Annotated in this window: 22 protein-coding genes; 18 read left to right on the forward strand and 4 right to left on the reverse strand. The window is 71.4% G+C overall.

Annotation, left to right across the window (positions count from 1 at the left end; genetic code table 11):
• The first annotated feature begins 5 nt into the window (after positions 1-5).
• The 5 genes from LZ017_RS13245 to LZ017_RS13265 all read left to right on the forward strand — a co-directional run bounded on the left by LZ017_RS13245 (position 6) and on the right by LZ017_RS13265 (position 11,442).
• A complete protein-coding gene (locus LZ017_RS13245; RefSeq protein WP_241397302.1) occupies positions 6-530 on the forward strand; it encodes a chemotaxis protein CheW in 525 nt (174 codons plus the stop codon).
• Positions 531-585: 55 nt separating this feature from the next.
• Positions 586-2,838: a methyl-accepting chemotaxis protein gene (locus LZ017_RS13250; protein WP_241397303.1), complete on the forward strand. Its 2,253-nt coding sequence runs from the start codon at positions 586-588 to the stop codon at positions 2,836-2,838.
• A gap of 52 nt (positions 2,839-2,890) precedes the next feature.
• A complete protein-coding gene (locus tag LZ017_RS13255; protein ID WP_241397304.1) occupies positions 2,891-9,184 on the forward strand; it encodes an Hpt domain-containing protein in 6,294 nt (2,097 codons plus the stop codon).
• A gap of 16 nt (positions 9,185-9,200) precedes the next feature.
• Positions 9,201-10,244, forward strand: a complete 1,044-nt coding sequence (locus LZ017_RS13260) for a GGDEF domain-containing protein (protein ID WP_241397305.1) — start codon at positions 9,201-9,203, stop codon at positions 10,242-10,244.
• A gap of 94 nt (positions 10,245-10,338) precedes the next feature.
• Positions 10,339-11,442 carry a hypothetical protein gene (locus LZ017_RS13265; protein WP_241397306.1) on the forward strand — a complete coding sequence of 368 codons (1,104 nt, stop codon included), beginning with the start codon at positions 10,339-10,341 and terminating at the stop codon, positions 11,440-11,442.
• Here LZ017_RS13265 and LZ017_RS13270 read toward each other — a convergent pair.
• Complete coding sequence (locus LZ017_RS13270; protein WP_374109919.1) at positions 11,439-12,911, reverse strand: deoxyribodipyrimidine photo-lyase; 1,473 nt, start codon at positions 12,909-12,911, stop codon at positions 11,439-11,441. The two genes, LZ017_RS13265 and LZ017_RS13270, sit on opposite strands and share 4 nt — an antisense overlap.
• A gap of 33 nt (positions 12,912-12,944) precedes the next feature.
• Here LZ017_RS13270 and LZ017_RS13275 point away from each other — a divergent pair, with 33 nt between their 5' ends.
• Genes LZ017_RS13275 through LZ017_RS13305 form a run of 7 tightly spaced genes read left to right on the forward strand, consistent with a single transcriptional unit; the run spans position 12,945 to position 18,397 of the window.
• Positions 12,945-13,523, forward strand: a complete 579-nt coding sequence (locus tag LZ017_RS13275; protein WP_241397307.1) for a YqgE/AlgH family protein — start codon at positions 12,945-12,947, stop codon at positions 13,521-13,523.
• Positions 13,520-13,978, forward strand: a complete 459-nt coding sequence (gene ruvX / locus LZ017_RS13280; RefSeq protein WP_241397308.1) for a Holliday junction resolvase RuvX — start codon at positions 13,520-13,522, stop codon at positions 13,976-13,978. The genes LZ017_RS13275 and ruvX overlap by 4 nt, the downstream gene beginning before the upstream one ends.
• Complete coding sequence (gene pyrR / locus LZ017_RS13285; protein ID WP_241397309.1) at positions 13,975-14,475, forward strand: bifunctional pyr operon transcriptional regulator/uracil phosphoribosyltransferase PyrR; 501 nt, start codon at positions 13,975-13,977, stop codon at positions 14,473-14,475. The genes ruvX and pyrR overlap by 4 nt, the downstream gene beginning before the upstream one ends.
• Position 14,476: 1 nt before the next feature.
• A complete protein-coding gene (locus LZ017_RS13290) occupies positions 14,477-15,439 on the forward strand; it encodes an aspartate carbamoyltransferase catalytic subunit (protein WP_241397310.1) in 963 nt (320 codons plus the stop codon).
• Positions 15,436-16,755, forward strand: coding sequence for a dihydroorotase (locus tag LZ017_RS13295; RefSeq protein WP_241397311.1), 1,320 nt, complete (start codon positions 15,436-15,438; stop codon positions 16,753-16,755). The genes LZ017_RS13290 and LZ017_RS13295 overlap by 4 nt, the downstream gene beginning before the upstream one ends.
• Before the next feature lie 11 nt (positions 16,756-16,766).
• Positions 16,767-17,507: a 1-acyl-sn-glycerol-3-phosphate acyltransferase gene (locus tag LZ017_RS13300; RefSeq protein WP_241397312.1), complete on the forward strand. Its 741-nt coding sequence runs from the start codon at positions 16,767-16,769 to the stop codon at positions 17,505-17,507.
• On the forward strand, positions 17,504-18,397 hold the full coding sequence (locus LZ017_RS13305) for a ribose-phosphate diphosphokinase (protein WP_241397313.1): 894 nt from the start codon (positions 17,504-17,506) through the stop codon (positions 18,395-18,397). Before LZ017_RS13300 ends, LZ017_RS13305 begins: the two co-directional genes overlap by 4 nt.
• Before the next feature lie 31 nt (positions 18,398-18,428).
• Here the strand turns inward: LZ017_RS13305 and LZ017_RS13310 are convergent, their stop codons facing one another.
• Positions 18,429-18,932, reverse strand: a complete 504-nt coding sequence (locus LZ017_RS13310) for an isoprenylcysteine carboxylmethyltransferase family protein (RefSeq protein WP_241397314.1) — start codon at positions 18,930-18,932, stop codon at positions 18,429-18,431.
• Between the two features lie 115 nt (positions 18,933-19,047).
• Between LZ017_RS13310 and LZ017_RS13315 the strand changes: the two genes are divergently transcribed.
• Positions 19,048-19,323, forward strand: a complete 276-nt coding sequence (locus LZ017_RS13315) for a DUF2164 domain-containing protein (RefSeq protein ID WP_241397315.1) — start codon at positions 19,048-19,050, stop codon at positions 19,321-19,323.
• Here the strand turns inward: LZ017_RS13315 and LZ017_RS13320 are convergent.
• Together LZ017_RS13320 and gpmA are read right to left on the reverse strand one after the other, a co-directional pair.
• A complete protein-coding gene (locus LZ017_RS13320) occupies positions 19,320-20,102 on the reverse strand; it encodes a hydroxypyruvate isomerase family protein (RefSeq protein WP_241397316.1) in 783 nt (260 codons plus the stop codon). The two genes, LZ017_RS13315 and LZ017_RS13320, sit on opposite strands and share 4 nt — an antisense overlap.
• Positions 20,103-20,136: 34 nt before the next feature.
• Positions 20,137-20,880 carry a 2,3-diphosphoglycerate-dependent phosphoglycerate mutase gene (gene gpmA, locus LZ017_RS13325; protein ID WP_241397317.1) on the reverse strand — a complete coding sequence of 248 codons (744 nt, stop codon included), beginning with the start codon at positions 20,878-20,880 and terminating at the stop codon, positions 20,137-20,139.
• Between the two features lie 106 nt (positions 20,881-20,986).
• Between gpmA and LZ017_RS13330 the strand changes: the two genes are divergently transcribed.
• The 5 genes from LZ017_RS13330 to LZ017_RS13350 all read left to right on the forward strand — a co-directional run bounded on the left by LZ017_RS13330 (position 20,987) and on the right by LZ017_RS13350 (position 24,273).
• Complete coding sequence (locus LZ017_RS13330) at positions 20,987-21,409, forward strand: rhodanese-like domain-containing protein (protein WP_241397318.1); 423 nt, start codon at positions 20,987-20,989, stop codon at positions 21,407-21,409.
• 60 nt (positions 21,410-21,469) lie between these two features.
• Positions 21,470-21,730, forward strand: a complete 261-nt coding sequence (gene grxC, locus LZ017_RS13335) for a glutaredoxin 3 (RefSeq protein ID WP_241397319.1) — start codon at positions 21,470-21,472, stop codon at positions 21,728-21,730.
• Positions 21,731-21,818: 88 nt separating this feature from the next.
• The gene (secB, locus tag LZ017_RS13340; RefSeq protein WP_241397320.1) at positions 21,819-22,283 is read left to right on the forward strand and encodes a protein-export chaperone SecB; all 465 of its coding nucleotides are present in this window, start codon (positions 21,819-21,821) and stop codon (positions 22,281-22,283) included.
• Between the two features lie 12 nt (positions 22,284-22,295).
• Positions 22,296-23,306 (forward strand): NAD(P)H-dependent glycerol-3-phosphate dehydrogenase, encoded by a 1,011-nt coding sequence (locus tag LZ017_RS13345; RefSeq protein WP_241397321.1) that lies wholly within the window; start codon positions 22,296-22,298, stop codon positions 23,304-23,306.
• A 4-nt stretch (positions 23,307-23,310) separates the two neighbouring features.
• Entirely contained in the window at positions 23,311-24,273 is a 963-nt protein-coding gene (locus LZ017_RS13350) for a tripartite tricarboxylate transporter substrate binding protein (protein WP_241397322.1), read from the forward strand.

A 24,273-nucleotide genomic window follows, 5' to 3' on the forward strand; every position in this document is an offset into this window, starting at 1 on the left:
GCGCCATGGCCAACAAGCAAGCCCTGCGCGAACTCCAGCAACGCCTCGCGCAGCGCATGCAGGCGGTGCGCGAGCAACCCCAGGCCGCGAGCTGGCTGGCCGTCGAAAGCGCGGGCCTGGGCCTGCTGCTGCCGCTGCGCCAATCCGGGGAAATCTTCACCCCCGTTCCGATCACGCCCGTGCCCTACACCCTGCCCTGGTTGCTGGGCGTGGCCAACCTGCGTGGCGGGCTGCATACGGTGGTGGACCTGGCGCAGTACCTTGGCCTGCGCGACGCGGTTGCGCCCACGCCGGCGCAGCGGCTGGTATCTGTGCATGCCGAACTGGGCCTGAACTGCGCGCTGCTGGTGGACCAGTTGCTGGGCCTGCGCACCGATGCCCAGCTGCGGCCCGATGACGCGGCCGACACCACGGGCCGTCCGTCCTTCGCACGCGTGAGCCTGCGCGACGAGCAGGGCCGGCCCTGGCAGGTGCTGGACCTCGAGGCCCTGGCGCAATCCTGGTCCTTCCTGCAGATCGTGGCCGCCTGAGGGGGCGGCCAAGGCAACGAGCAATCTCCTAGAACCGACTTCAACAGAGGGCGAGATGAGCTTCCTGGACAAGATCAAGAACATCGGCGGCAAGGCAGAGACCCCCGCGGATCCGGACAAGGTGTCGACCCAGACTCATGTGGACAGCGGTGACAGCGGTGGCCAAGCGTCCATCATCACCGAGGCCCAGCCCACCGCCGATTTCCAGGAGACCTCGGCCGGTTTCCACGCCTCCGAGGTGCCGGCCAGCGCGCCCACGCCCATGCCGGCGATCGCGCCGCAACCCGACCGGCGCCAGGGTCTGCTGACGGTACTGGTCGCGGTGGGCCTGATCGGCACGGCGGCCACCGTGGGCCTCAGCCTGGTCAGCAGCAACCGCAGCGCGGCCCAGGTGCGCGCGGCCGGTCAGGCGATGATGCAGTCGCAGCGTCTGGCCAAGGCGGTGTCCACCGCGCTGCTGGGCAACAAGAACGCCTTCGGCGAAATGCGCGAGAGCGTGGGCGTGCTGACCGGCGTGGTCGGCAACCTGCGCACCGGCGAGGGCGAACTGGCCAAGGCGCCGGGCGACGTGCAAGCGCTGCTGGATCCGATCGCGCCCATGGTGGATCGCGCCGACAAGAACGCCAAGGTGGTGTTGGCGCAGGAAAAGGTGCTGACCCAGGTGGGCCAGGCGCTGCGCCTGATCAACCGCCAGTCCTCCGACCTGCTGGAAAGCGCGGAGGCCGTGGCCTCGCTGTCGCTGCAAGGGCAGGCGCCGGCGGGTGAGATCTCCGCGGTCGGTCAGCTGGTGATGCTGACCCAGCGCATCGGCAAGAGCGCCAACGAATTCCTGACCGCCGAGGGCGTGAGCCCCGAGGCCGTGTTCCTGCTCGGCAAGGACCTGAATGCCTTCCGCGAGATCACCGAGGCCCTGCTCAAGGGCAACCCTGACCTGCGCCTGTCCGCCGCCCGCGACCCACAGGTGCGCGAGCGCCTGAGCACGCTGCTGAAGCAGTACGAGCAGACGCGCGAACAGGCCAGCGCCATTCTGTCCAACCTGCAAGGCCTGGTCGCTGCCCGCGAGGCGCAGACGGCCATCCTCAATGACAGCGAGGCGCTGCGCAAGGGCCTGGACGAGGTGGCGCTGGAGCTGGAGGCCGGCTCGGGCATGAGCCCGCTGCTGCTGCTGGCCCTCGTGGGCTCGCTGGCGGCGCTGGTCGTCGGGGCGCTGGGCTTCCTGCGCCTGTACGTGAACGACCAGGCCCAGCGCGCCCAGCTGGCCGAGGCGCAGCGGCGCGAGGCCGAGGCCCAGGAGGCCGAGGCCAAGCGCGTCAACGACGCCAACCAGGCGGCGATTCTGCGCCTGATGAATGAGCTGCAGACGGTGGCCGAGGGCGACCTGACCCACCAGGCCACGGTGACCGAGGACATCACCGGCGCGATCGCCGATTCGGTGAACTACACGGTGGAAGAGCTGCGCTCGCTTGTGCAGCAGGTGCAGACCACCGCGGTGCGCGTGACCGACACCACCGTGCAGGTGGACCAGACCTCCACCGAGCTGCTGGCCGCGTCGACCGAGCAGCTGCACGAGATCCGCGCCACCGGCGAGGCGGTGCTGCAGATGGCGCAGCGAATCAACGAGGTGTCGGCGCAGGCGCAGAACACCGCCAGCGTGGCGCGCCAGTCGCGTCAGGCCGCCGAGCAGGGCCTGCAGGCGATGCAGGCCAACATCGGCGGTATGAACCAGATCCGCGACCAGATCCAGGAGACCTCCAAGCGGATCAAGCGGCTGGGCGAAAGCTCGCAGGAGATCGGCGAGATCACCGAGCTGATCTCCGACATTACCGAGCAAACCAACGTGCTGGCGCTGAACGCGGCGATCCAGGCGGCGTCCGCCGGCGAGGCGGGCCGCGGCTTCTCCGTCGTGGCCGAGGAAGTGCAGCGCCTGGCCGAACGCTCGGCCGACGCGACGCGACGCATCGCGGCGCTGGTGAAGACCATTCAGACCGACACCCACGACGCGGTGGCGGCCATGGAGCGCTCCACGCACGGCGTGGTCGAGGGGACCAAGCTCTCCGACGCGGCCGGCCGTGCGCTGGAAGAGATCGACGCGGTGTCGCGTCGCCTGGACGAGCTGATCGCCGAGATCTCGTCGGTCGCGGTAGCCGAGGCGCGCGCGGCCAACGAGGTCGGCGCCAACATCCAGCACATCTTCGCGGTGACCGAGCAGACCTCCGACGGCACGCGTTCCACCGCGCAGATGGTGCATGAGCTGTCCCGGTCGGCCGAGGCGCTGAAGCAGTCGGTCGCGCGATTCAAGGTGTCCTGATTCCCCGCTGTTCCTCCGCCCACCGAACTCAAGACAACAGGCAGTGCACAGCATGGACCTCACGCGTGAATCCGAGTTTCCGGCCGATCTGAGCCCGCTGGCCTGGGTGCAGGAGGAGCTGCGCCGGACGCTGGAATCGGTGCACAAGTCGCTGCGCCGGCTGCTGCGCGACGCGGATGGGCGCGGTGCCGAATCGGGTGGCGACGTCGCGGCGGGACCGCTGCTGCAATCGGCCGCGGCCCAGATGCACCAGGCCGGCGGCGTGCTGAGCGTGGTGGGCCTGCCCGCGGCCTCGCAGCTGCTGCGTGCCGCCGAGCAGTCGTTGCTGCGCCTCGCGGCGGCGCCCGCTTCCCTGAATGGCGGCGAGGTCGAGGCCATCGAGCGTGCCGGTTTTGCCGTGCTGTCCTACATCGCCAAGGCGCTGGCCGGTGCCGCGCCGGCCTCGCTGTCGCTGTTCCCGGCCTACCGCCGCGTGCAGGAGATCAACGGCGCGGAGCGCATCCATCCGGCCGACCTGTGGGAGCATCCGTGGCAGTGGCGCGAGCTGCCGCTGGACGGCAGTGCGCGCGCGCTGAGTGCCGAGCAGGTGCGCGCGCCCTTCGAGGCCACGCTGCTGCGCCAGATGCGCACGCCCGCGCCGGCCCAGGCCCGATTGCTCAGCGATCTGTGCGCCGGCCTGGCGCGCACGCAGATGCAGCACCAGGCGCGCACGCTGTGGCAGCTGGCGGCGGCGCTGTTCGAGGCCCAGGCCCTGGACCTGCTGCGCACCGACACCCTGGTCAAGCGCCTGGGTTCGCGCCTGCTCGCGCAGCTGCGGGCCGGCGCGGACGCCGCCGTGCCCGACCGCCTGGCCAAGGACCTGCTGTTCTTCTGTGCCCAGGCCCACGAGCCGGCGCCCGCCCAGCAGGCCCAGGCGCCGCGCTTGATGAGCGTGCGCCGCGTCTACGAGCTGGACGCGGCGGGCGGCGACTACGAAGACGACAGCCTGGGCCGCATCGACCCCGGCTGGGTGGCACAGGCGCGCCGTCGCGTGGCGCTGGCCAAGGAATCCTGGGGCTCGGCGGCCGAGGGTGAGACGCACCGCCTGGCCGGCATGGACGAGCAGTTCGCCAATGTGGCCGATTCGCTGCTGCGCCTGTTCCCCAGCGGCGAGGTGCTGGGCGAGAGCCTGCGCCGCGCGGTCGTTGCGACGCTGCGCTCGGGCCGTCCGCCCGCGCCCGACCTGGCGATGGAGATCGCCACCAGCCTGCTCTACATCGAGGCGGCGCTGGACGATGAGGCCTTCGACCAGCCCGAGCAGGCGCAGCGCGTCGTTGGCCTGGCGCGGCGCATCGAGGCGGTGTCGCATGGCGAGTCCAGCGCGGCACTGGAAACCTGGATGGAGGAGCTCTACCGGCGCGTTGCCGATCGCCAGACGCTGGGCTCGGTGGTGCACGAGCTGCGCGCCAGCCTGTCGGAGATCGAGCGCCAGGTCGACGAGTATTTCCGCCAGCCCGCCGAGCGCGAGAAGCTGATTCCGGTGCCGGGCCAGCTGCAGGCCATGCGCGGCGTGTTCACCGTGCTGGGCCTGAACCAGGCCGCCCAGGCCGCGCTGCGCATGCGCGACCAGGTCGACGAGCTGGCCAGCACCGAAGTCGACCCCAGCCTGCCGGGGCCGCGCACCCAGTTCGACCGCCTGGCCAACAACCTGGGCGCGCTGGGCTTTCTGATCGACATGCTCAGCGTCCAGCCGCAGCTGGCCAAGCGCATGTTCCAGTTCGACGAGGACAGCGGCCTGCTGCAGTCCCTGGTGGGCCGCGAGAGCCGGCGCAGCGCGCCGGTACCCGACGAGGCCGCCGCGACGCCGGGCCTGATGGCCCAGGTGCAGGCCACCGCCCAGGCCCTGGCCCAGGGCCAGGCGCAGCCGGAGGAACTGGCCCGCGACCTGGAGCGCCTGTCGCAGCAGGCCCGCGCCGCCGACGAGCCGGCGCTCGCCGCCGCGGCCCAGCAGGCCCAGCGGCTGCTGGGCGAAAGCCCGCAGGCCGCGTCCGGCGGAAACCTGGATGTCGCCGCGACGCCCGCGGCGGGATCCGAGGCGGGGCCGCCGTCGCAGGACATGGCGGCCGTGGCGCAGCCGCTGCAGGACTTCCTGCAGGCCAGCGCGCCCCTCGCGCCGCCGCCGGTCGCCGCCAGTGCGCCGGTGCCGCATGCGCCGGAGGCGGTCGACGAGGAGATGCTGGGCATCTTCCTGGAGGAAGCGGCCGAGGTCGTCGCGACCGCCCGTGATGGCCTGGCGACGCTGAACCACGCGCCCGCCGACCGCGAGGCGCTGACCACAGTGCGCCGTGCCTTCCACACGCTCAAGGGCAGCTCGCGCATGGTGGGGCTGCAGGACTTCGGCGAAGCCGCCTGGGCCTGCGAACAGCTGTACAACGCCCGCCTGGCCGAGTCCGATGCGCAGGCCGATGCGGCGCTGCGCCGCTTCACCGCCGAGGCGCTGGACGAACTGGCCGCCTGGGCGGAAGCGATTGCGGCACGCGCGCCGCATGCCCATGCGTCCGCGCCGCTGCGCCAGGCCGCCGATGCGCTGCGCCTGGGCCGTCGCGACGCGACGGCGGCACCGGCCGCTGCGGTGGCGCCGCCGGCGGGCCTCGACGCTGGGGCCGTGCCCGAAATTCATGCCGAGGCTGAGCCCGAGACCGAGACCGAGGCCGCGGCAGACGTCGATGAGGTACCGACGCTGACGCTGGATCTGGCCGAGCCGCCGCGCGCGGAACCGCCGGAGCTGACGGCGGAGGTGCCGGAGTTGACGGCCGAGCTGCCCGAACTGGGCGAGGTCATCGAGCTGGGCGAAGTCGGGCTGGTGTCGATTCCCGGCGCCGAGCCGCTGCCGTCCGAATCGCTGCCGGAGCCGGCTCCTGACTTCGAGCTGCTGTTGCCGGAACCGGCCGAGCCGCCCTTGGCCGGCGCCGAGCCGGCGCAGCCCGACGCCGCGCTGGATGGCCTGCTGCCGCTGGCGGACACGGCACTGGGGCCGTTGCATGCGAGCGCGGCGCCCGCCGCTGTCGCCTTCGAGCTTCCCGAGATCGAGCTGAAGCTGGACCTGGGCGACGGCGATGAGGCGCAGCTCAGCCGCGGCGACGGCCCGGCCGTGGCCGAGGATGCCGATGCCTCGCTGCCCGCGTTGCAGCCCGAGGCGCTGACCGAGCTGATCGAGGTGGCGGAGGTTACCGAGGTTGCTGAGCTCGGTGACGTGGGGGAGCTGGACGAGCCCGCCGAACTCCCCGCGCCCATGCCGCCGGCTGCCGACGCGCAGGCCATGCCCGATGCGCAGGCCGCCGAGATGGACGAGCCTCCGGCGCCCGGGGCGCCGGCTCCCGCGCTGGCGCTGGTCGGTGGCACTGATCTGGAATTCCGCGCGCCGGCCGAGCCCGTGTTCGATGAGGAGCCCGTCGCCGAGGCCGGCGATGAAGGCTACAAGCACATCGGCCCGCTGCGGGTCAGCATCGCGCTGTTCAACATCTTCCTCAACGAGGCCGACGAGTTGTCGCGCCGGCTCAATGTCGGCCTGGCCGAATGGGTGGACGCGCCGGGCAGCGAGATGCCGCTGGAGGCCGAGAGCCTGGCGCATGGCCTGGCCGGTAGCGCCGCCACCGTGGGCTTCGAGGATCTGTCGCATCTGGCGCGCGCGCTGGAGCTGGCGTTGGGCCGCTCGCTGCACCTGGCCGAGCCGGACACGCAGCTCTTCCTGCAGGCCTCCGACGACATCCGCCGCCTGCTGCACCAGTTCGCCGCCGGTTTCCTGAAGCCGGCCGACGCGGCCTTGCTGGCGCAGCTGCAGGCCTATCCGCCGGTCGACGCGCCGCGGCGCAGCGAGCCCGATTCGATGATGGACGCGGCCGGCGCGCTGCCGGACGAGGACTTCGCGCCCGACCAGCCCGACGACATCGAACCCGAACTGTTCCCCATCTTCGACGAGGAGGCGCGCGAGCTGCTGCGCCAACTGCACGCCTCGCTGCGCGAATGGGCCGGCGCGCCCGAGGACACGGCCGCGCCGGGCGCCACCTTGCGTGCGCTGCACACCTTCAAGGGCGGCGCCCGCCTGGCCGGCGCGATGAAGCTGGGCGAGCAGGCCCACCGTCTGGAATCGGCGGTCGAGCGTCTGCTGGGCGGCGGCGCCGAGTCGTCGCGCATCCATGCGCTGCAAGACGAGGCCGACGCGCTGGAGCAGGCCTTCGAGCAGCTGCGGCAGCGTTGGCGCGAACCCTCGGTGGCGCCGGTCGAGGCCGCGCCTGCGCATGCGCCAGCCGCGGTGGACGCCATGGCCGAGCCCGAGACCCCGCCCGAAGCCCCGGCCCGGGTGGCGGAGCCCGCGCCCGCGCAACCGCTGGCCGAGGCGGCTGCCGAGCCGGTCGCGTCCGTCGCCGCAGCGGACGCCGGGCAGGCGCCGCAGGTGGACTGGTCGCGCTTCTCCGACCAGCGCCCGCCCGAGGTGCCCGAGGCCGCGCCGCTGGCGCTGCAGGCCCAGGTGCGCGTGCGCAGCAGCCTGCTGGAACGCATGGCGGCGCTGTCCGGCGAAGTCAGCGTGCGGCGCTCGCGGCTGGAGTCCGAGCTGGCGCAGATGAAGGGCGCGCTGCTGGACCTGGACGACAACCTGGACCGCCTGCGCACCCAGCTGCGCGAACTGGAGCTGCAGGCCGAGGCCCGCATCGCGGCGCGCCAGGAGGCGGCCCAGCAAGCGGGCAAGGACTTCGACCCGCTGGAATTCGACCGCTACACGCGCTTCCAGGAACTGACCCGCATGCTGGCCGAATCGGTCAACGACGTGGCGACCGTGCAGCGCGGCCTGCAGCGCAACCTGCAGACCGGCGAAGACGAACTGGCGGCACAGGCGCGGCTCAATCGCGAGCTGCAGGACGACCTGCTGCGCACGCGCATGGTGGAGTTCGACGCCAGCCTGGGCGAACGCCTGCACCGCGTGGTACGCCAGGCGGCGCGCGAAAGCGGCCGCCAGGTGCAGCTGGAGATCCTCGGCGGTGGCATCGAACTGGACCGCAGCGTGCTGGAGCGCCTGACCGGCGCCTTCGAGCACCTGCTGCGCAACAGCGTGGTCCACGGCATCGAGCCGCCCGAGCAGCGCGCGCAGGCCGGCAAGCCGGCGCAGGGCCGCATCACGCTGAGCCTGGCGCAGGAGGGCAACGAGGTGCTGATGCGCTTCGCCGACGACGGCGCGGGCCTGGACCTGGCGCGCATCCGTGCGCGCGCGCAGGCCCAGGGGCTGCTGCAGCCCGGCGAGGCGGTCGACGAGGCGCGGCTGATGGAGCTGATCTTCGCGCCCGGCTTCACCACCGCCGACGCGCTGACTGAAATGGCCGGCCGCGGCGTGGGCATGGATGTGGTGCGCTCCGAGGTCAACACCCTGGGCGGCTATGTGCTGACCCGCTCGGAGCCGGGGCAGGGCGCCAGCTTCGAGCTGCGCGTGCCGCTGACGACGGCGCTGACCCAGGTGGTCGTGCTGCGCTATGGCGAGCGCAAGGTCGCGGTGCCGGCCAGCCTGATGCTGTCGGTGCAGCGCGTGCCGGCCGAGCGGCTGGAGCAGGCCTATGCCGATGGACGCCTGACCCTGGGCGGCGAGGCGCTGCCCTTCTACTGGCTGGGCGGGCTGATGCATGACAGCGACCGCGGCGTCGTGCAGGGCCGCACGCTGCCGGTGGCGCTGGTCCACAGCGGCCAGCAGCGCCTGGCGCTGCATGTGGACGAGGTGCTGGGCAACCAGGAAGTCGTGGTCAAGAACCTGGGGCCGCAGCTGATGCAGGTGCCCGGGCTGGCCGGCATCAGCCTGCTCGCGTCGGGCGAGGTGGCGCTGATCTACAACCCGGTGGCGCTGGCCAACCGCTACGGCGCGACCGCGCAGCAGCGCATGCAGCGCCAGGCGCTGCCCGTGGTCGAGCAGGCCGCCGAGGTGCCGCTCGCGCCGCTGGTGATGGTGGTCGACGATTCGCTGACCGTGCGCCGCGTCACCCAGCGCCTGCTGGAGCGCGAGGGCTACCGCGTGCTGCTGGCCAAGGACGGCCTGGACGCGATGGAACGGCTGGCCGGCGACGAACTGCCCGGCGTCGTGCTGTCGGACATCGAGATGCCGCGCATGGACGGCTTCGACCTGGTCCGCAACATGCGGGCCGACGCGCGCCTGGCCGGGCTGCCGGTGATCATGATCACGTCGCGTATCGCACAGAAGCACCGCGAGTACGCAGCACAGCTTGGCGTGAACGATTACCTCGGAAAGCCCTATGACGAGGATACGCTTCTGTCATTGATCGGCCGATACACTGCGCAGCGCCGGCTCGAACCCGCGACCGGCCTCTGACCCTCCACCACCCACCATGTCCGGCGTTGTCGACCATCTTGCCGAGCTGACCGGTTTCCGCGACAGGGACGTCATGGACGTCACCCTGGTCTCGGCGCTGCGCGACCTGCTGATGCCGCGCTCCATCGCGATCTACCGCTGCGTGGGCGAGCCCGGCGAGCAGCGCTGGCTCACCCGTGCCCGGCTGCGCGGCGACGAGGTCGTGGCCAGCGCGGACTCGGTCTGGGTGGACCTGCAGATGCTGCCGCGCGTGGACGACCACCCGCGCCGGCTGGAGTGCCTGCGCCAGCGCACCGTGCTGCAGGTGCGCGACGGTGGCGGCGCCTGGGTCACGCTGTTCCCGCTGGTCACCGACCGCGAGGTGGTCGGCGTGCTGGAGGTGTACACGGGCAGCCGGCTTCGCGAGTCCTCGCGGCGCATGGTCAGCAGCGTGCTGCGCATCTATCACAACTTCCAGGGCCTGCTGGACTACAGCGAGCGCGACACGCTGACCGGCCTGCTCAACCGCAAGACCTTCGACGAGAGCTTCCTGAAGGCGGTCAGCGAGGTACCGGTGACGCCGGCATCGCCGCCGCCGGCCGATGGGCGGCGCCATCCGTCGGCGCGCCCGCCGCGCTACTTCATCGGCGTGATCGACATCGATCACTTCAAGTCCATCAACGACCGCTTCGGCCACCTGATCGGCGACGAGGTGCTGTTGCTGCTGTCGCGGCTGATGCGCAGCAGCTTCCGCTTCAACGATCTGCTCTACCGCTTCGGCGGCGAGGAGTTCGTCGTGCTGATGCGCTGCGAGGACGAGCACGACGCGGCCCATGCCTTCGAGCGTTTCCGCGCCAACGTCGAGCATTACAACTTCCCGCAGGTGGGCCAGATCACGGTGAGCGTGGGCTTCACCGAGATCCGCGGCGGCGATTCGCCTGCGGTGGCCTTCGACCGCGCCGACAAGGCGGTCTATCACGCCAAGGGCCAGGGCCGCAACCTGGTCTGCAGCCATGCCGAGCTGGTGGCCCAGGGCGTGATGCAGGAAGCCGCGCAGGCCAGCGAGGTCGAGCTGTTCTGATCCCGTCAGGGGGCATTACGCGCGGCGCCGGTTGTGGCGCCGGTCGGGGTAAGCTCCCGTGGGGCGCCCGGCGGAGCGGGGCGCGGGAGTTCGCATGGCCACGCGCTGGTTCCGTTTTCTTTCCCGTTTGCTCGTTCGACGGCTGCCGTTTCAGGGCGGGTTGCGCCGCAGCGCGGTCTGGCTGCTGTTGCCGCCCCTGCTGGTGCTGGCCGGCTGCGCCGCGCGCACGCCGGACTGGGCGCGCGAGTCGCCGACGCTGACCGAGGCCCAGCAGGACGCCGCCTGCGCCTGCGAATGGCGCGAGTTCGACTGGCTGGACGAGGCGCGCGGCCGCCGCGTGCCGGTGCGGCTCTACCAGCCCCAGGGCCAGGCGCCGGCCGCTGGTTGGCCGCTGGTCGTGTTCTCGCATGGCCTGGGGGGCTCGCGCCGCGGCTACAGCTATCTGGGCCGCCACTGGGCGTCCCAGGGCTATGCGGTGCTGCACGTCCAGCATGTGGGCAGCGACCGACAGCTCTGGGGCGGCAATCCGGTGGCGCTGGTGATGCGGCTGCAGGAGGCCGCGCGCCAGCAGGAGGCGCTGGCCCGCGCGCAAGACATGCGCCATGCGCTGGACCGGCTGCTGGCCTCGGGTCTGCTGCCCATCGACGCGGCGCGCATCGCCGTCGCCGGTCATTCCTATGGCGCGAACACCAGCCTGCTGCTGATCGGCGCGCGGCCCGAGGGCGTGACCGAGGCGCAACTGCCGCTGCTGCGCGACCCGCGTTACAAGGCCGCCATCCTGATCTCCGCGCCGCCGTTCTACGGCCTGGGCGACATGAAGCCCATCCTGGCCGACGTGGCCGTGCCCACGCTGCACATCACCGCGACCGGCGATGTGATCACGGTGCCCGGCTATCACTCCGACATGGCGGACCGCCTGGAGCTCTACGCCGCCACCGCGCTGCGCAGCGGCGCGGACAAGACGCTGGTGGTGTTCGCTGGCGGTTCGCACAGCATCTTCACCGACCGCATGGGGACGGGCGGCGCGGTGCTGAACCCGCGCGTCAAGGCCGCGACCCAGGCGCTCACCGCCCGCTTCCTGGCCCGCGCGCTGGGCGGTGACGGTGAAGGCCTGGCGCCGTGGGCGCATCAGCACCGCGAACTGCTGGACCGCTGGCAGGAAGGCGACGGGCCGGCGCGGCTGGGCGGCGGCGCCTAGTCGCCAATGGCGCGCGTCTTCACGACCGCGTAGCGCGCCAGCGTGCGCTGACGCGCCTCGTCATGGGCGACGATGGGCGCCGGGTAGTCGCGCCCCAGCTGCACGCCGCAGGCCGCCAGCTCCAGCGCGCCGGCGGTCCAGGGGGCGTGGATGCGCGGCGTGGGCAGCGCGGCCAGCTCCGGCAGGTAGCGCTGGATGAAGCGGCCTTCGGGATCGAACTTCTCGCTCTGCGTGACCGGGTTGAAGATGCGGAAATAGGGCTGGGCGTCACAGCCGCTGGAGCTGGCCCATTGCCAGCCGCCGTTGTTGGCGGCGAGGTCGAAGTCCAGCAGCTGCTCGGCGAAGTAGGCCTCGCCGCGGCGCCAGTCCAGCCCCAGGTCCTTGCAGAGGAAGCTGGCCGTCACCATGCGCAGCCGGTTGTGCATGTAGCCGGTCTGGTTGAGCTGGCGCATCGCCGCGTCCACCAGCGGGTAGCCGGTGCGCCCCTGGCACCAGGCCTGGAACAGGGCCTCGGCCTGCGGGCCCCGCTCCCATTCGATGCGGTCGTACTCGGGGCGGAAGGCCTGGCTGACCACGCGCGGATGGTGGAACAGCACCTGGTGATAGAAGTCGCGCCAGATCAGTTCGGACAGCCAGACCTCGGCGCCGCGCTCGCCGGCCTGCGCGCGCTGCCAGGCCTCGCGCGCCAGCCGGCGTATCGACAGCGTGCCGAAGCGCAGATGCGGGCTCAGGTAGCTGGGGCCCTTCAGCGCCGGGAAGTCGCGCTGGCGGTCGTAGCGGTCGATGCGGGCGAGAAAGTCCTCGAACAGCGCCTGCCCGGCGCGGCTGCCGCCGTTCAGCGGGGCGGCCAGCGTCAGCGCCTCAAAGCCGATCTGCTCCGCGTCGGGCAGCGGACGGCGCTGGGCCGGCGTCAGCGGCGCCAGCGCGCCGGCATGGCGGCGCACCGGGTAGGAGGACAGGTAAAAGCCGTCGACCTTGCGCAGCCAGGCGTTTTTGTAGGGCGTGAATACGCCGTAGGGCTGGGCACTGGCGCTCAGGACCTCGTCGCGCTCGAAGACCACATGGTCCTTGAAGCTGTGCACCGCCAGGCCGCGACTGCGCAGCAGCGCGCCGACCTCGGCGTCGCGCAGCAGCGCGGCCGGCTCGTCGTCGTGGTTGTAGTACAGCGCCTGCACGCCCAGCTCGGCGGCCAGCTGCGGGATGGCTTCGCGCGCGCGGGCGTGGCGCACCAGCAGGCCGGCCCCGGGGGCCAGCGCGGCGAGCTGGGCATCCAGGTCGGCCAGCGACTGCAGGATGAAAACCACGCGGCGGTCGGCGCGCGGCAGGGCGTCCAGGATGTCGCGGTCCAGCACGAAGGCGCAATACACGCGCGCGTGCTGCCGCAGGGCATGGTGCAGCGCCGCATGGTCGTCGGCGCGCAGGTCGCGCCGGAACCAGACCAGCGCGCTGGAGGAGGCGGTCATGTTCATGGGGCGCAAGTGTGCGTGAAATAGAATGCCCGCATGTCCAAGGACCGCATCGATTTGACCAATCAGTTCCTGATCGCCATGCCCGGCATGACGGACGAGACCTTTGCGGGCACCGTGGTCTATCTGTGCGAGCACAACGAGCGCGGTGCGCTGGGGCTGGTGATCAACCGGCCGATCTCGCTGACCCTGGGCCATCTCTTCGAGAAGGTGGACCTGAACCTGCCCGACGAGGAGCTGGCCGCGCGGCCGGTGTTCTTCGGCGGCCCGGTGCAGACCGAGCGCGGCTTCGTGCTGCACGAGCCGCTGGACGCCGAGGGCAAGCACTACAACGCGACGCTGGCCGTGCCGGGCGGGCTGGAGATGACCACCAGCCGCGACGTGCTGGAGGCGCTGTCGCACGGCGCCGGACCCAAGCGGCTGCTGGTGACGCTGGGCTATTGCGGCTGGGCCGCCGGACAGCTGGAAGAAGAGATCGGCCGCAACGGCTGGATCACCGTCGACGCCAAGGCCGAGATCATCTTCGACACGCCGATCGACCAGCGCTACGACCAGGCCCTGGCCCTGCTGGGCATCGATCCGCGCATGCTCAGCCAGGAGGCCGGGCACGCATGAATCCGGCCGGAGGCACCATGACCCATCCGGCTCCTGTGTCCTTTCTGGCGTTCGACTTTGGCACCAAGCGCCTCGGCGTGGCCAAGGGCAACCGCATGCTGGGCACGGCACAGGGGCTGCGCACGATCACGCTGCAGGGCGACGCGCGCTTCGAGGCCATCGCCGCGCTGATCCGCGAATGGCAGCCCGATGCGCTGGTGGTGGGCGTGCCGCGCCACCCCGACGGCAATCCGCACGAGATGACGCAGCGTGCGCTGCGCTTCGCCGGCCAGTTGCGCGGCCGCTACCGGCTGCCGGTGCACGAGGTGGACGAGCGCTACACCAGCGTGGAGGCGGCCGCCTCGGGCGCGCGCGACCTGGACGCGGCCAGCGCGGTGCTGATCCTTGAGCAATTCTTCCGCGAAGGCGCGGCCGGGACGCCCGCCGCGCCTTCGTCTTCACAGGAGTCCCCATGAGCACCCTCTTACTCGACGCCGAGGCGCTCTACGCCGACCTGAAACGCGGCGTGCAGCGTCTGCTGCAGCCCGACACCGCGCTGGTGGGCATCTGGTCCGGCGGCGCCTGGCTGGCCGAACGCCTGCAGCAAGACCTGGCACTGCCGGGCCAGCACGGCGTGATCTCCAGCGCGCTGCACCGCGACGATTTCGGCTCCAAGGGCATGAACGCCAGCGCCGACCACACCAAGCTGCCCTTCGCGATCGAAGGCCGGCACATCCTGCTGATCGACGACGTGCTCTACACCGGCCGCACCACGCGCGCGGTGATCAACGAACTGTTCGACTTCGGCCGACCGGCCAGCGTGACGCTGGCGGTGCTGGTGGACCGCGGCGGGCGCCAGCTGCCGATCGAGCCGGCCTTCTCGGCCGCGCGCGTGTCGCTGTCGGCCGAACAGCGCCTGCGCCTGGCCAAGGCGGCGGACGGCCGCTTCTCTTTTGACCTGAAAGGGGATTGAGGTGCTTTCCAAACGCAACCCCCAGCTGAACAAGCATGGCGAGCTGATCCACCTGCTCTCCACCGAAGGCCTGCCGCGCGCGGTCATCCACCAGATCCTCGACACCGCGGGCACGTTTCTGTCGGTCAACGACCGCGAGGTGAAGAAGGTGCCGCTGCTGCGCGGCAAATCGGTGTTCAACCTGTTCTTCGAGAACAGCACGCGCACCCGCACCACCTTCGAGATCGCCGCCAAGCGGCTCTCGGCGGACGTGATCAACCTGGACATCGCGCGCTCCTCCACCGCCAAGGGCGAAACCCTGCTGGACACGGTGGCCAACCTGTCGGCCATGCATGCCGACATGTTCGTCGTGCGCCACAGCGAGAGCGGCGCGCCCTACCTGATCGCGCAGCACTGCGCGCCGCATGTGCATGTGGTCAACGCCGGTGACGGGCGCCACGCCCACCCGACGCAGGGGTTGCTGGACATGTACACCATCCGCCACTACAAGAAGGACTTCACCCAGCTGACGGTGGCGATCGTGGGCGACATCGTGCATTCGCGCGTGGCGCGCTCCGACATCCATGCGCTGTCCACTTTGGGCGTGCCGGAGATCCGCGCCGTCGGCCCCAAGACCCTGGTGCCGGGCGATCTGCGCGAGATGGGCGTGCGCGTCTGCCATGACATGGCCGAGGGCGTGCGGGATGCCGACGTCATCATCATGCTGCGCCTGCAGAACGAGCGCATGAGCGGCGCGATGCTGCCCAGCGCCGGCGAGTATTTCAAGAGCTTCGGCCTGACGCCGGAGAAGCTGGCGCTCGCCAAGCCCGATGCCATCGTGATGCATCCGGGGCCGATCAACCGCGGCGTGGAGATCGCCTCCAGCGTGGCCGATGGCCAGCACAGCGTGATCCTGCCCCAGGTCACCTTCGGCATCGCGGTGCGCATGGCCGTGATGTCCATCCTCGCGGGGAACGAAGCATGAAGATCCTGATCAAGAACGGCCGGCTGATTGATCCGGCCAGCGGGCTGGACCGCCAGGGCGACCTGGCGATCGCGGCCGGCCGCATCGTGGGCCTGGGCGAGGTGCGCGACTTCGGCGCCGATCGCGAGATCGACGCCCGCGGGCTGGTCGTCGCGCCGGGGCTGGTGGACCTGGCCGCGCGGCTGCGCGAGCCCGGCCATGAGCACGAGGGCATGCTGGAGAGCGAGCTGGCCGCGGCCGCCGCGGGCGGTGTGACCAGCCTGGTCTGCCCGCCGGACACCGATCCGGCGCTGGACGAGCCGGGCCTGGTGGAGATGCTCAAGTTCCGCGCCCGCAAGCTGAGCCGCTGCCGGCTCTTCCCGCTCGGGGCGCTGACGCGCGGCCTGGACGGCGAGGCGCTGACCGAGATGGCCGAGCTGACCGAGGCCGGCTGCGTGGGCTTCTCGCAGGCCCAGGTGCCGGTGAAAAACACCCAGGTCCTGCTGCGTTCGATGCAGTACGCGGCCAGCTTCGGCTATGCGCTGTGGCTGCATGCGCGTGACCCCTGGCTGTCGGGCGGCGTGGCCGCCAGCGGCGCGGTGGCGACGCGGCTGGGGCTGTCCGGCGAGCCGGTGGCCGCCGAGACCGTGGCGCTGCACACCATCTTCGAGCTGGTGCGCGCCACCGGCGCGCGCGTCCACCTGTGCCGCATCAGCAGCGCCGCCGGCGTCGAGCTGGTGCGCCAGGCCAAGCGCGAGGGCCTGCCGGTCACCGCGGACGTGTCCATCAACTCCTTGCACCTCAGCGACGTGGACATCGGTTACTTCAACCCGGCGATGCGCCTCGCGCCGCCGCTGCGCCAGCAGCGCGACCGCGACGCGCTGCGCCAGGGCCTGGCCGACGGCACGCTGGACGCGCTGGTCAGCGACCACATGCCGGTGGGCACCGACGAGAAGGCCTTGCCCTTCGCCGAGGCCACGCCCGGTGCCACCGGCCTGGAGCTGCTGCTCAGCCTGGCGTTGCGCTGGGGCGAGGACCAGGGGCTGGCGCTCGCGCAGAGCCTGTCCACCATCACCGACCGGCCCGTGAAGGTGTTGGGCGGCGCGCTGGGCTCGCTGTCGGCCAGCGCCGGACGCCTGGTCGAGGGCGGGGTGGCGGATGTCTGCGTGTTCGACGCGCAGGCGCGCTGGGCGGTGACGCCGGACCAGTTGCTCAGCCAGGGCAAGCACACGCCCTTCGCGTTCGAGATCACCGGCTTCGAGCTGCCGGGCCGCGTGCGCTGCACCGTGGTGGCGGGGCAGGTGGCCTACGAGGCCCAGCAGGCCCGGGCCGCCTGAGCGATCCGGCCATGCGCACGCTGATCGCGCTGTGGCGCCTGGGACGCCTGCTGCTGCATGTGCTGCACGGGCTGCTGATCGTCTGGCTGCGCTGGCCCGCGCTGAACGCGGCGGGCCGCCAGGCCCGCGTGCGCTGGTGGTCGGGCCAGCTGCTTCGTGTGCTGGGCGTGCGGCTGGAGGTCGTGGGCCAGGGCCGGCCCGGCGCCAAGCTGCTGGTGGCCAACCACGTGTCGTGGCTTGACATCGCGGCGATGCACGCGGTGCTGCCGGAGGCGCGCTTCGTCTCCAAGGCCTCGGTCAAGGACTGGCCCCTGGTCGGCACCCTGGTCAGCGCGGTGGGCACGCTCTACATCGAGCGCGCCAGCAAGCGTGACGCGCTGCGCGTGGTGCACCAGATGGCCGCGGCGCTGACCGAGGGTGACACCGTGGCCGTCTTCCCGGAGGGCACGACCGGGCCGGGCTGGCCGCTGCTGCCCATGCACGGCAATCTGCTGCAGGCGGCGATCAGCACCGAGGTGCCGCTGCAGCCGGTGGTGCTGCGTTGGCACCAACCCGGCCGCGACTACAGCGAGGCGGCCCAGTTCATCGGCCAGATGACGCTGCTGGAAAGCATGTGGCGCATTCTCAGCGCGCGCGAGCTGGCGGTGCGCGTGCAGGTGCTCGCTGCGCAGGGCACGGCCCATGCCGACCGCCGCGCGCTGGTCGAGCATGTGGCGGAACTGATCGCGGCCGAGCTGCCGCAGCAAGGATGACGGCAATGCAGGTGCTGGCCTTTGATGATGAGCAGCCGTTGGCGCAGGCGCTGGCCGACGCGCTGGGGCTGCCGCTGGCGCTGATCCGCCGCCACCGTTTCCCCGACGGCGAAACCCGCCTGGTGCTGCCCAAGCCCCTGCCGCCGCGCGTGCTGCTGCTGCGCGGCCTGCAGCACCAGCCCAACGACCGCCTGGTCGAGCTGCTGATCGCCGCGCCCGCCGCCCGCGCCTGGGGTGCGCGCGAGCTGCTGCTGGTCAGCCCCTACCTGGCTTATATGCGCCAGGACATGGAATTCACGCCCGGCGAGGCGGTGAGCCAGCGCCACATCGCCGCGCTGCTGGCCACGCAGTTCGACCGCGTTCTGACCATCGACCCGCATCTGCACCGCATCGCCAGTCTGGACGAGGTGATGCCGGCCGGCCAGGGCGTGGCGCTGTCCGCCGCGGCGCTGCTGGGCGAGTGGATCGCGCAGCGCGTGCCGGGCGCGGTGCTGATCGGGCCGGACGAGGAGTCCGGCCAGTGGGTGGCCGAGGCCGCGCGCGCCGGCGGGCTGGACCATGGTGTGGGCCGCAAGGTCCGCCATGGCGACCGCGAGGTGCGCCTGAGCTTTCCCGAGGTGGCGGTGGACGGCCGCGCCGTCGTGCTGCTGGACGACATGGCGTCCACCGGCCGCACGCTGATCGGTTCGGCCGTCGAGGCCCTGGCGCGCGGCGCCCGCAGCGTGGATGTCGCGGTGACCCATGCCTTGTTCAATGGCGACGCGCTGCCGGCGCTGCGCGCCGCCGGCGTGCGCCATGTCTGGAGCAGCAACGCCGTGCCGCACGAGAGCAACGCGGTCTGCGTGGCGCCGCTGCTGGCGCGCGCGCTGGCCGACTGGGCCGGCGCCTAGGTGTTCGCGCGTCGCGGCGGTGCTGGCCGCTTCACAGCCAGCGCCGCACCCGCCGCCGGTAGTCGGCGTAGGCCGGACCGAACTTGGCCTGCAGCACTCGTTCTTCCGGCACGATCTGCACGCGGTTCATGGTGGTGACGAAGAGCGGCAGCAGCAGCGCCGCGACCGGATGCCCGAGGAAGATGGCCCAACCGGCCAACACCAGCAGAAAGCCGACGTACATCGGGTTGCGGCTCCAGCGGTAGACGCCCGTCGTCACGACGGACGACGAGGACCCCGGCGTCATCGGGTTGACCGTGGTGTGGGCGCGGCGGAAGGCCATGACGCCGGCCAGCGCGAAGCCGGCGCCGGCCAGGGCCGGCAAGGCCGCCACCGCGGCCAGGGCCCAGCCGGGCCGGGCCATGGCGACGCCCGGCAACAGCCAGGCCAGCAAGGCCATCGCGAAGGCAAACAGCAGGACCAGGGCGAGCGGCGGGATGCGGAGTTCCAGCGAGTTCATGGGCGGACGAGTCGATGCGTCGGACGATGTTGCCATGGAAGCCGGCCTGTGCCGTCGCGCGGGGGCGCAGGGCGCAAGACCCGTCGGACGTGGCCGGCCAATTCGTCAGACACTGTGCGGGTGCCGCCATGGCCATTTTCCTGAGTCCACCATGCCCATCGAACTGCCCAAGGATGTCCGCGCCCAGGCGATCGCGTCGATCGAGCGCTATTTCCGCGAGAACATGGACGAGCCCATTGGCAACGTCGCGGCCGGCGCGCTGCTGGGTTTCTTCCTGGAGGAGATCGGCCCGGCGGTCTACAACCGCGCGGTGGCTGAAGTGCAGGAGCGGCTGCAGCAGCGCGTGGCCGAGCTGGACCTGGAGGTCCATGAGGACGAGTTCCAGTATTGGCGCAAGTTCGAGCGCCACGCCAAGGGGCGACGCTAGGCCACGCCCGGCCGCAGCCAGCGCCGCGCCCAGGCCAGCCCCGCCGAGGTGTCACCGCGCGGCCGGTACTCGCAGCCGACGACGCCGCTCCAGCCGCGTGCGTCCAGATGCTCCAGCAGGTGCTCGACGCGCAGCTCGCCTTCGTCGGGTTCGCGGCGCGAGGGCGCGGCGGCCACCTGCACATGGCCCAGTACACCCAGGTCCAGCGCGCGGTCCAGCCGCCGCGTGACGTCGCCCTCGGCGACCTGGCAGTGGTAGGCGTCGAACTGCAGTTTCAGATTGGGGGCGCCGATTTCGGCGATCAGGTCCAGGGCCTGTTGCTGGCGGTGCAGCGCATAGCCGGGGAAGTCGCCCCGGTTGATGGGCTCGATGCACAGGGTCAGGTCTTGCGCGGCGGCGCAGGCCCAGCGCAGGTTGGCGCGCAGCGTGGTCAGGGCCTGGCCTTGCAGTTCCGCGATGCCCGAGAGCAGGTGCACCCGCGGACACTGCAGCGCGTCGGCATAGCGCCGCGCCGTGTCCAGCGCGGCGCGGAATTCGACTTCGCGGCCGGGCAGCGCGGCCAGGCCGCGCTCGCCGCTGCTCCAGTCGCCGGCCGGCGCATTGATCAGCGCCATGCGCAGCCTGGCGCCATGCAGCGCGCGGGCCGCGTCGGCGGCGGTCAGCTCATAGGGGAACTGGCATTCCACCCAGTCGAAGCCGTCGCGGGCGGCCGCTTCGAAGCGGGCCGCGAACGGCAGCGGGGTGTACAGCAGGCTCAGATTGGCGGCCAGGCGGGGCATGGCGTTGTGGCGATGGTCCGGCCTGGCGCCGGGGTCAGGCCTTGCCCTGGCTGGCCACGGCAGCCGCGGCCTTGGCGGCGGCCTCGGGGTCGCCCAGGTAGTAGCTCTTGATCGGCTTGAGTTCGGCATCCAGCTCGTAGACCAGCGGGATGCCGTTGGGGATGTTGACACCCACGATGGCGTCGTCGGCAATGTGGTCCAGGTACTTGACCAGGGCGCGGATGCTGTTGCCATGCGCCGCGATCAGCACGCGCTTGCCGGAGCGTATGGTCGGCGCGATCTGCTCGTTCCAGAAGGGCAGCACGCGCGCGACCGTGTCCTTCAGGCATTCGGTCAGCGGCACCTGCTCGGGCTGCAGCTGGGCATAGCGGATGTCGCTGCGCTCGCTGCGCGGATCGCTGGGCTCCAGCGCGGGCGGCGGGGTGTCGTAGCTGCGGCGCCAGACCAGCACCTGCTCGTCGCCGTACTGCTTGGCCATGTCGGCCTTGTTCAGCCCTTGCAGCGCGCCGTAGTGGCGCTCGTTGAGGCGCCAGCTGTTGTGCACCGGCAGCCACTGGCGGTCCATCTGGTCCAGGCAGTGCCACAGCGTCCAGATCGCGCGCTTGAGCACCGAGGTGTAGGCCAGGTCGAAATCCAGGCCCGCTTCCTTCAGCAGGCGTCCGGCGGTCTTGGCTTGTTCGACGCCCGTGGGGGTCAGGTCGACATCGGTCCAGCCGGTGAAACGGTTCTCCAGATTCCAGGTCGATTCGCCGTGGCGAATGAGCACGAGCTTGTACATGGGTGAGGTGAGGAAGAGAGGGGAAAATGAGGGCGTTCCAGCAACGGGACGCGGAGGTCGGCGCCAATTTTATAATCGCCCACCTTTTTGAACCGGGCGGACTGCTTTGAAGTTTCTGATCGACAACTGGTATCTGGTGCTCGCGGCCCTGGTGTCCGGCGGCATGCTGCTGTGGGGATCCGCCGGCCGAGGCCGCAGCGGCGGCGTGGGCTCGGCCGAAGCCGTGCGCCTGATCAACCGCGAGAAGGGGGTCGTGATCGACGTCTGCGAGCCCAATGAATTTGCCGAGGGCCATGTGGTCGGCGCGCGCAATCTGCCGCTGGCCGCGCTCTCCACCTCAAGCGAGGGGCACAAGCAACTGCCGTCCAACAAGGCCCTGCCGCTGGTGGTGGTGTGCCAGAGCGGTGCACGCGCCGCGCGCGCCGCTGGCATCCTTCAAAAAGCCGGCTACGAGAAGGCCGTCGTGCTGCAGGGCGGTCTGAAGGCCTGGCGCGAGGCCGGGCTGCCGGTGGAGAAGTCCAACGCCTGATCAGGCCTGGACCCAATCGACCGCCTGCCGGTCGCGAGTTTTGTTTTTGGAGATGTGGCGATGCGCGCCGTGAAGATGTACACCACCCAGGTCTGCCCCTACTGCGTGCGGGCCAAGAGCCTGCTGAAGCAACGCGGGGTCGAGCAGATCGAGGAGATCCGCGTCGACCTGGACCCGGAGCAGCGCGACGCGATGATCACGCTGACCGGCCGGCGCACCGTGCCCCAGATCTTCATCGGGGAGACCCATGTGGGCGGCTGCGACGACCTGATCGCGCTGGACCAGCGCGGTGGCCTGCAAACCCTGTTGAACGGGGCTTGACGCAGGCCCGGGTGGCCACGGCCCCTTCGGTCATAATGCCCGCCGCGGCCCGCCGCTGGCGGGCTTTCTTCATTTTGGACAAGACACCATGGCCGACGAGAGCAATACCCCCGTGTTCCAGATTCAGCGCATGTACCTGAAGGACCTGTCGCTGGAGCAGCCCAACTCGCCGCAGATCCTGCTGGACCAGAGCCAGCCCCAGGTGGACATCAATCTGGCACTGTCGGCCGAAAGCGTGGCGGAAGGCGTGTTCGAGGTCTGCGTGACCGGGACGGTGACGACCAAGATCGCCGACAAGACCCTGTTCCTGATCGAGGCCAAGCAGGCCGGCATCTTCGAGATCCGCAATCTGCCCAACGAGCAGCTGGAAGGCATCCTGGGCATCGTCTGCCCGCAGATGATCTACCCCTATCTGCGCGCCGTCGTGTCCGACGTCTGCACGCGCGCCGGCTTCCCGCCGGTGCTGCTGACCGAGGTCAATTTCCAGGCCATGTTCGAAGCCCAGCAGGCTCAGCGCGAGGCCATGGGCGGCGACGCCGCCCAGCCCAACTGAGCCTGAACTGACGTGAAAGTCAGCGTGCTGGGTGCGGGCGCCTGGGGCACGGCCCTGGCCGTGGCCGCGAGCGCCCGCCACGAGACGCTGCTGTGGGCGCGCGATGCCGACCAGGCCGCGCGCATGCAGGCCTCGCGGCGCAACGAGCGCTACCTGCCCGAGGCGGCGCTGCCCGACACGCTGCACGTGAGCAGCGACCTGGACCAGGCGCTGGCCCATGGGCGCGAGGGCCTGATCGTGATCGGCACGCCGATGGCGGCGCTGCGCGAGATGCTCGGCCGGCTGCCCGCGGGATCGCGCGCGCTGTGGCTGTGCAAGGGCTTCGAGGCGGGCACCGGGCGGCTGGGCCACGAGATCGCCCGCGAGCTGGTGCCGCATCTGGCGACCGGTGTGCTCTCCGGGCCCAGTTTTGCGCAGGAGGTCGCGGCTGGGCAGCCGACCGCGCTGGTGTCGGCGTCGGGCGATCCGGCGCTGGCCCAGCTCGGGGTGCAAGCTTTTCACAGCGAGCGGCTGCGTGTGTACAGCTCCGGCGATCCGGTGGGCGTGGAGGTGGGCGGCGCGGTCAAGAACGTGATGGCAATCGCCGTGGGCATTGGCGATGGCCTGCGCCTGGCGGCCGAGTCGCGCGGGCAGGCCGGCCCCGGGCTCAACGCACGTGCCGCGCTGATCACCCGCGGCCTGGCCGAAATGCAGCGCCTCGCGCTGGCGCTGGGCGGCAAGACCGAGACTCTGCTGGGTTTGGCCGGTCTGGGTGATCTGGTGCTGACGGCCACGGGCGATCTGTCGCGCAACCGGCGCGTCGGGCTGATGCTGGCCGAAGGCCTGGACCTGCCGCAGATCCTGCAGCGCCTGGGCCATGTGGCCGAGGGCGTGTACAGCGCCGCGACGGTGCTGCAGCGCGCGCGCGGCTTGGGCGTGGACATGCCCATCACCGCCGCGGTGGTGGAGGTGCTGGAAGGGCGGCTGAGCCCGCTGGCCGCGATGGATGCGCTGATGGGCCGCCAGGCCCGCGCCGAATGGTGAATCCGTGCTGAGCCGGCGCGCGTTGCTGGGCTCGGTGCTGCTGCCGGCCGCGCCGTTGGCGCGGGCGGGCGGAGTCTGGCCGGATCGGCCGGTCCGTCTGGTGGTGCCCTTTCCCGGCGGCAGTTCGCCCGATCTGGTGGCGCGGGCGCTGGCCGAGCCGCTGGTGCAGCGGCTGGGGCAGCCGGTGATCGTGGACAACCGACCCGGCGCCGGCGGCAACATCGGCACCGGCGTGGTCGCCAAGGCCAGGCCCGACGGCTACACGCTGCTCTTCACCATCCAGGGGCCGCTGGTCACCGCGCCGCTGCTGAGCAAGTCCCTGCCCTATGACCCGCAGCGCGAGCTGGCGGCGGTGAGCCTCATCGCCAGTTCGCCCAATGTGTTGGTCGTGGATCCGGCGCTGGGCGTGGGCAGCGTCGCCGATTTGGTGCGCGTCGCCCGGTCGCGGCCGCTGTTTTACGGCAGCGTGGGCAACGGCAGCGCCGCGCATCTGGCGATGGAGGACTTCCTCGCCCGCGCCGGGCTGCAGATGACCCATGTGCCCTATGCCGGCTTTGTGCAGGTGGCGCAGGCCATGCTGGGCAGCCAGGTGCAAGCCGGCTTCATGGTGCCGGCGGCCGCCATGCCCCAGGTGCGCGCGGGCCGGCTGCGCGCGCTGGCGCTGAGCAGCGCCGGCCGGCTCGCCGCGTGGCCCGAACTACCGACGATGGCGGAGGCCGGTTACCCGGGTTTCGAAGCCACCTCCTGGCAGGCCTTGCTGGTGCCGGCCGGCACGCCGCCGGCCATCGTGCAGCGCCTAGCGACCGAGGTGGTGGCCATCGTCAAGAGCGAGGGCTTCCGCCAGCGCCTGCTGCCGCTGTACTTCAGCGCCGCGGGCACCGTGCCGCAGGCGCTGGACACGCTGATGCGCGAGGAGCGCCAGCGCTGGGGGCAGCTGATACGCCGGCTGAAGATCCAGCCCGAGTGA

Origin of the sequence: Pelomonas sp. CA6, assembly GCF_022549225.1 — a bacterium.
GTDB lineage: Bacteria > Pseudomonadota > Gammaproteobacteria > Burkholderiales > Burkholderiaceae_C > Roseateles.

What these genes read in the sequence shown, in the direction of transcription:
- LZ017_RS13250 (WP_241397303.1), top strand. Translation starts at nt 586, where the DNA reads ATGAGCTTCCTGGACAAGATCAAGAACATCGGCGGCAAGGCAGAGACC.
- LZ017_RS13265 (WP_241397306.1), top strand. Translation starts at nt 10,339, where the DNA reads ATGGCCACGCGCTGGTTCCGTTTTCTTTCCCGTTTGCTCGTTCGACGG.
- pyrR (WP_241397309.1), top strand. Translation starts at nt 13,975, where the DNA reads ATGAGCACCCTCTTACTCGACGCCGAGGCGCTCTACGCCGACCTGAAA.
- LZ017_RS13255 (WP_241397304.1), top strand. Translation starts at nt 2,891, where the DNA reads ATGGACCTCACGCGTGAATCCGAGTTTCCGGCCGATCTGAGCCCGCTG.
- grxC (WP_241397319.1), top strand. Translation starts at nt 21,470, where the DNA reads ATGCGCGCCGTGAAGATGTACACCACCCAGGTCTGCCCCTACTGCGTG.
- LZ017_RS13260 (WP_241397305.1), top strand. Translation starts at nt 9,201, where the DNA reads ATGTCCGGCGTTGTCGACCATCTTGCCGAGCTGACCGGTTTCCGCGAC.
- LZ017_RS13275 (WP_241397307.1), top strand. Translation starts at nt 12,945, where the DNA reads ATGTCCAAGGACCGCATCGATTTGACCAATCAGTTCCTGATCGCCATG.
- LZ017_RS13315 (WP_241397315.1), top strand. Translation starts at nt 19,048, where the DNA reads ATGCCCATCGAACTGCCCAAGGATGTCCGCGCCCAGGCGATCGCGTCG.
- LZ017_RS13320 (WP_241397316.1), bottom strand. Translation starts at nt 20,102, where the DNA reads ATGCCCCGCCTGGCCGCCAATCTGAGCCTGCTGTACACCCCGCTGCCG.
- LZ017_RS13245 (WP_241397302.1), top strand. Translation starts at nt 6, where the DNA reads ATGGCCAACAAGCAAGCCCTGCGCGAACTCCAGCAACGCCTCGCGCAG.
- LZ017_RS13310 (WP_241397314.1), bottom strand. Translation starts at nt 18,932, where the DNA reads ATGGCAACATCGTCCGACGCATCGACTCGTCCGCCCATGAACTCGCTG.
- ruvX (WP_241397308.1), top strand. Translation starts at nt 13,520, where the DNA reads ATGAATCCGGCCGGAGGCACCATGACCCATCCGGCTCCTGTGTCCTTT.
- LZ017_RS13295 (WP_241397311.1), top strand. Translation starts at nt 15,436, where the DNA reads ATGAAGATCCTGATCAAGAACGGCCGGCTGATTGATCCGGCCAGCGGG.
- LZ017_RS13270 (WP_374109919.1), bottom strand. Translation starts at nt 12,911, where the DNA reads ATGAACATGACCGCCTCCTCCAGCGCGCTGGTCTGGTTCCGGCGCGAC.
- LZ017_RS13300 (WP_241397312.1), top strand. Translation starts at nt 16,767, where the DNA reads ATGCGCACGCTGATCGCGCTGTGGCGCCTGGGACGCCTGCTGCTGCAT.
- LZ017_RS13305 (WP_241397313.1), top strand. Translation starts at nt 17,504, where the DNA reads ATGACGGCAATGCAGGTGCTGGCCTTTGATGATGAGCAGCCGTTGGCG.
- secB (WP_241397320.1), top strand. Translation starts at nt 21,819, where the DNA reads ATGGCCGACGAGAGCAATACCCCCGTGTTCCAGATTCAGCGCATGTAC.
- gpmA (WP_241397317.1), bottom strand. Translation starts at nt 20,880, where the DNA reads ATGTACAAGCTCGTGCTCATTCGCCACGGCGAATCGACCTGGAATCTG.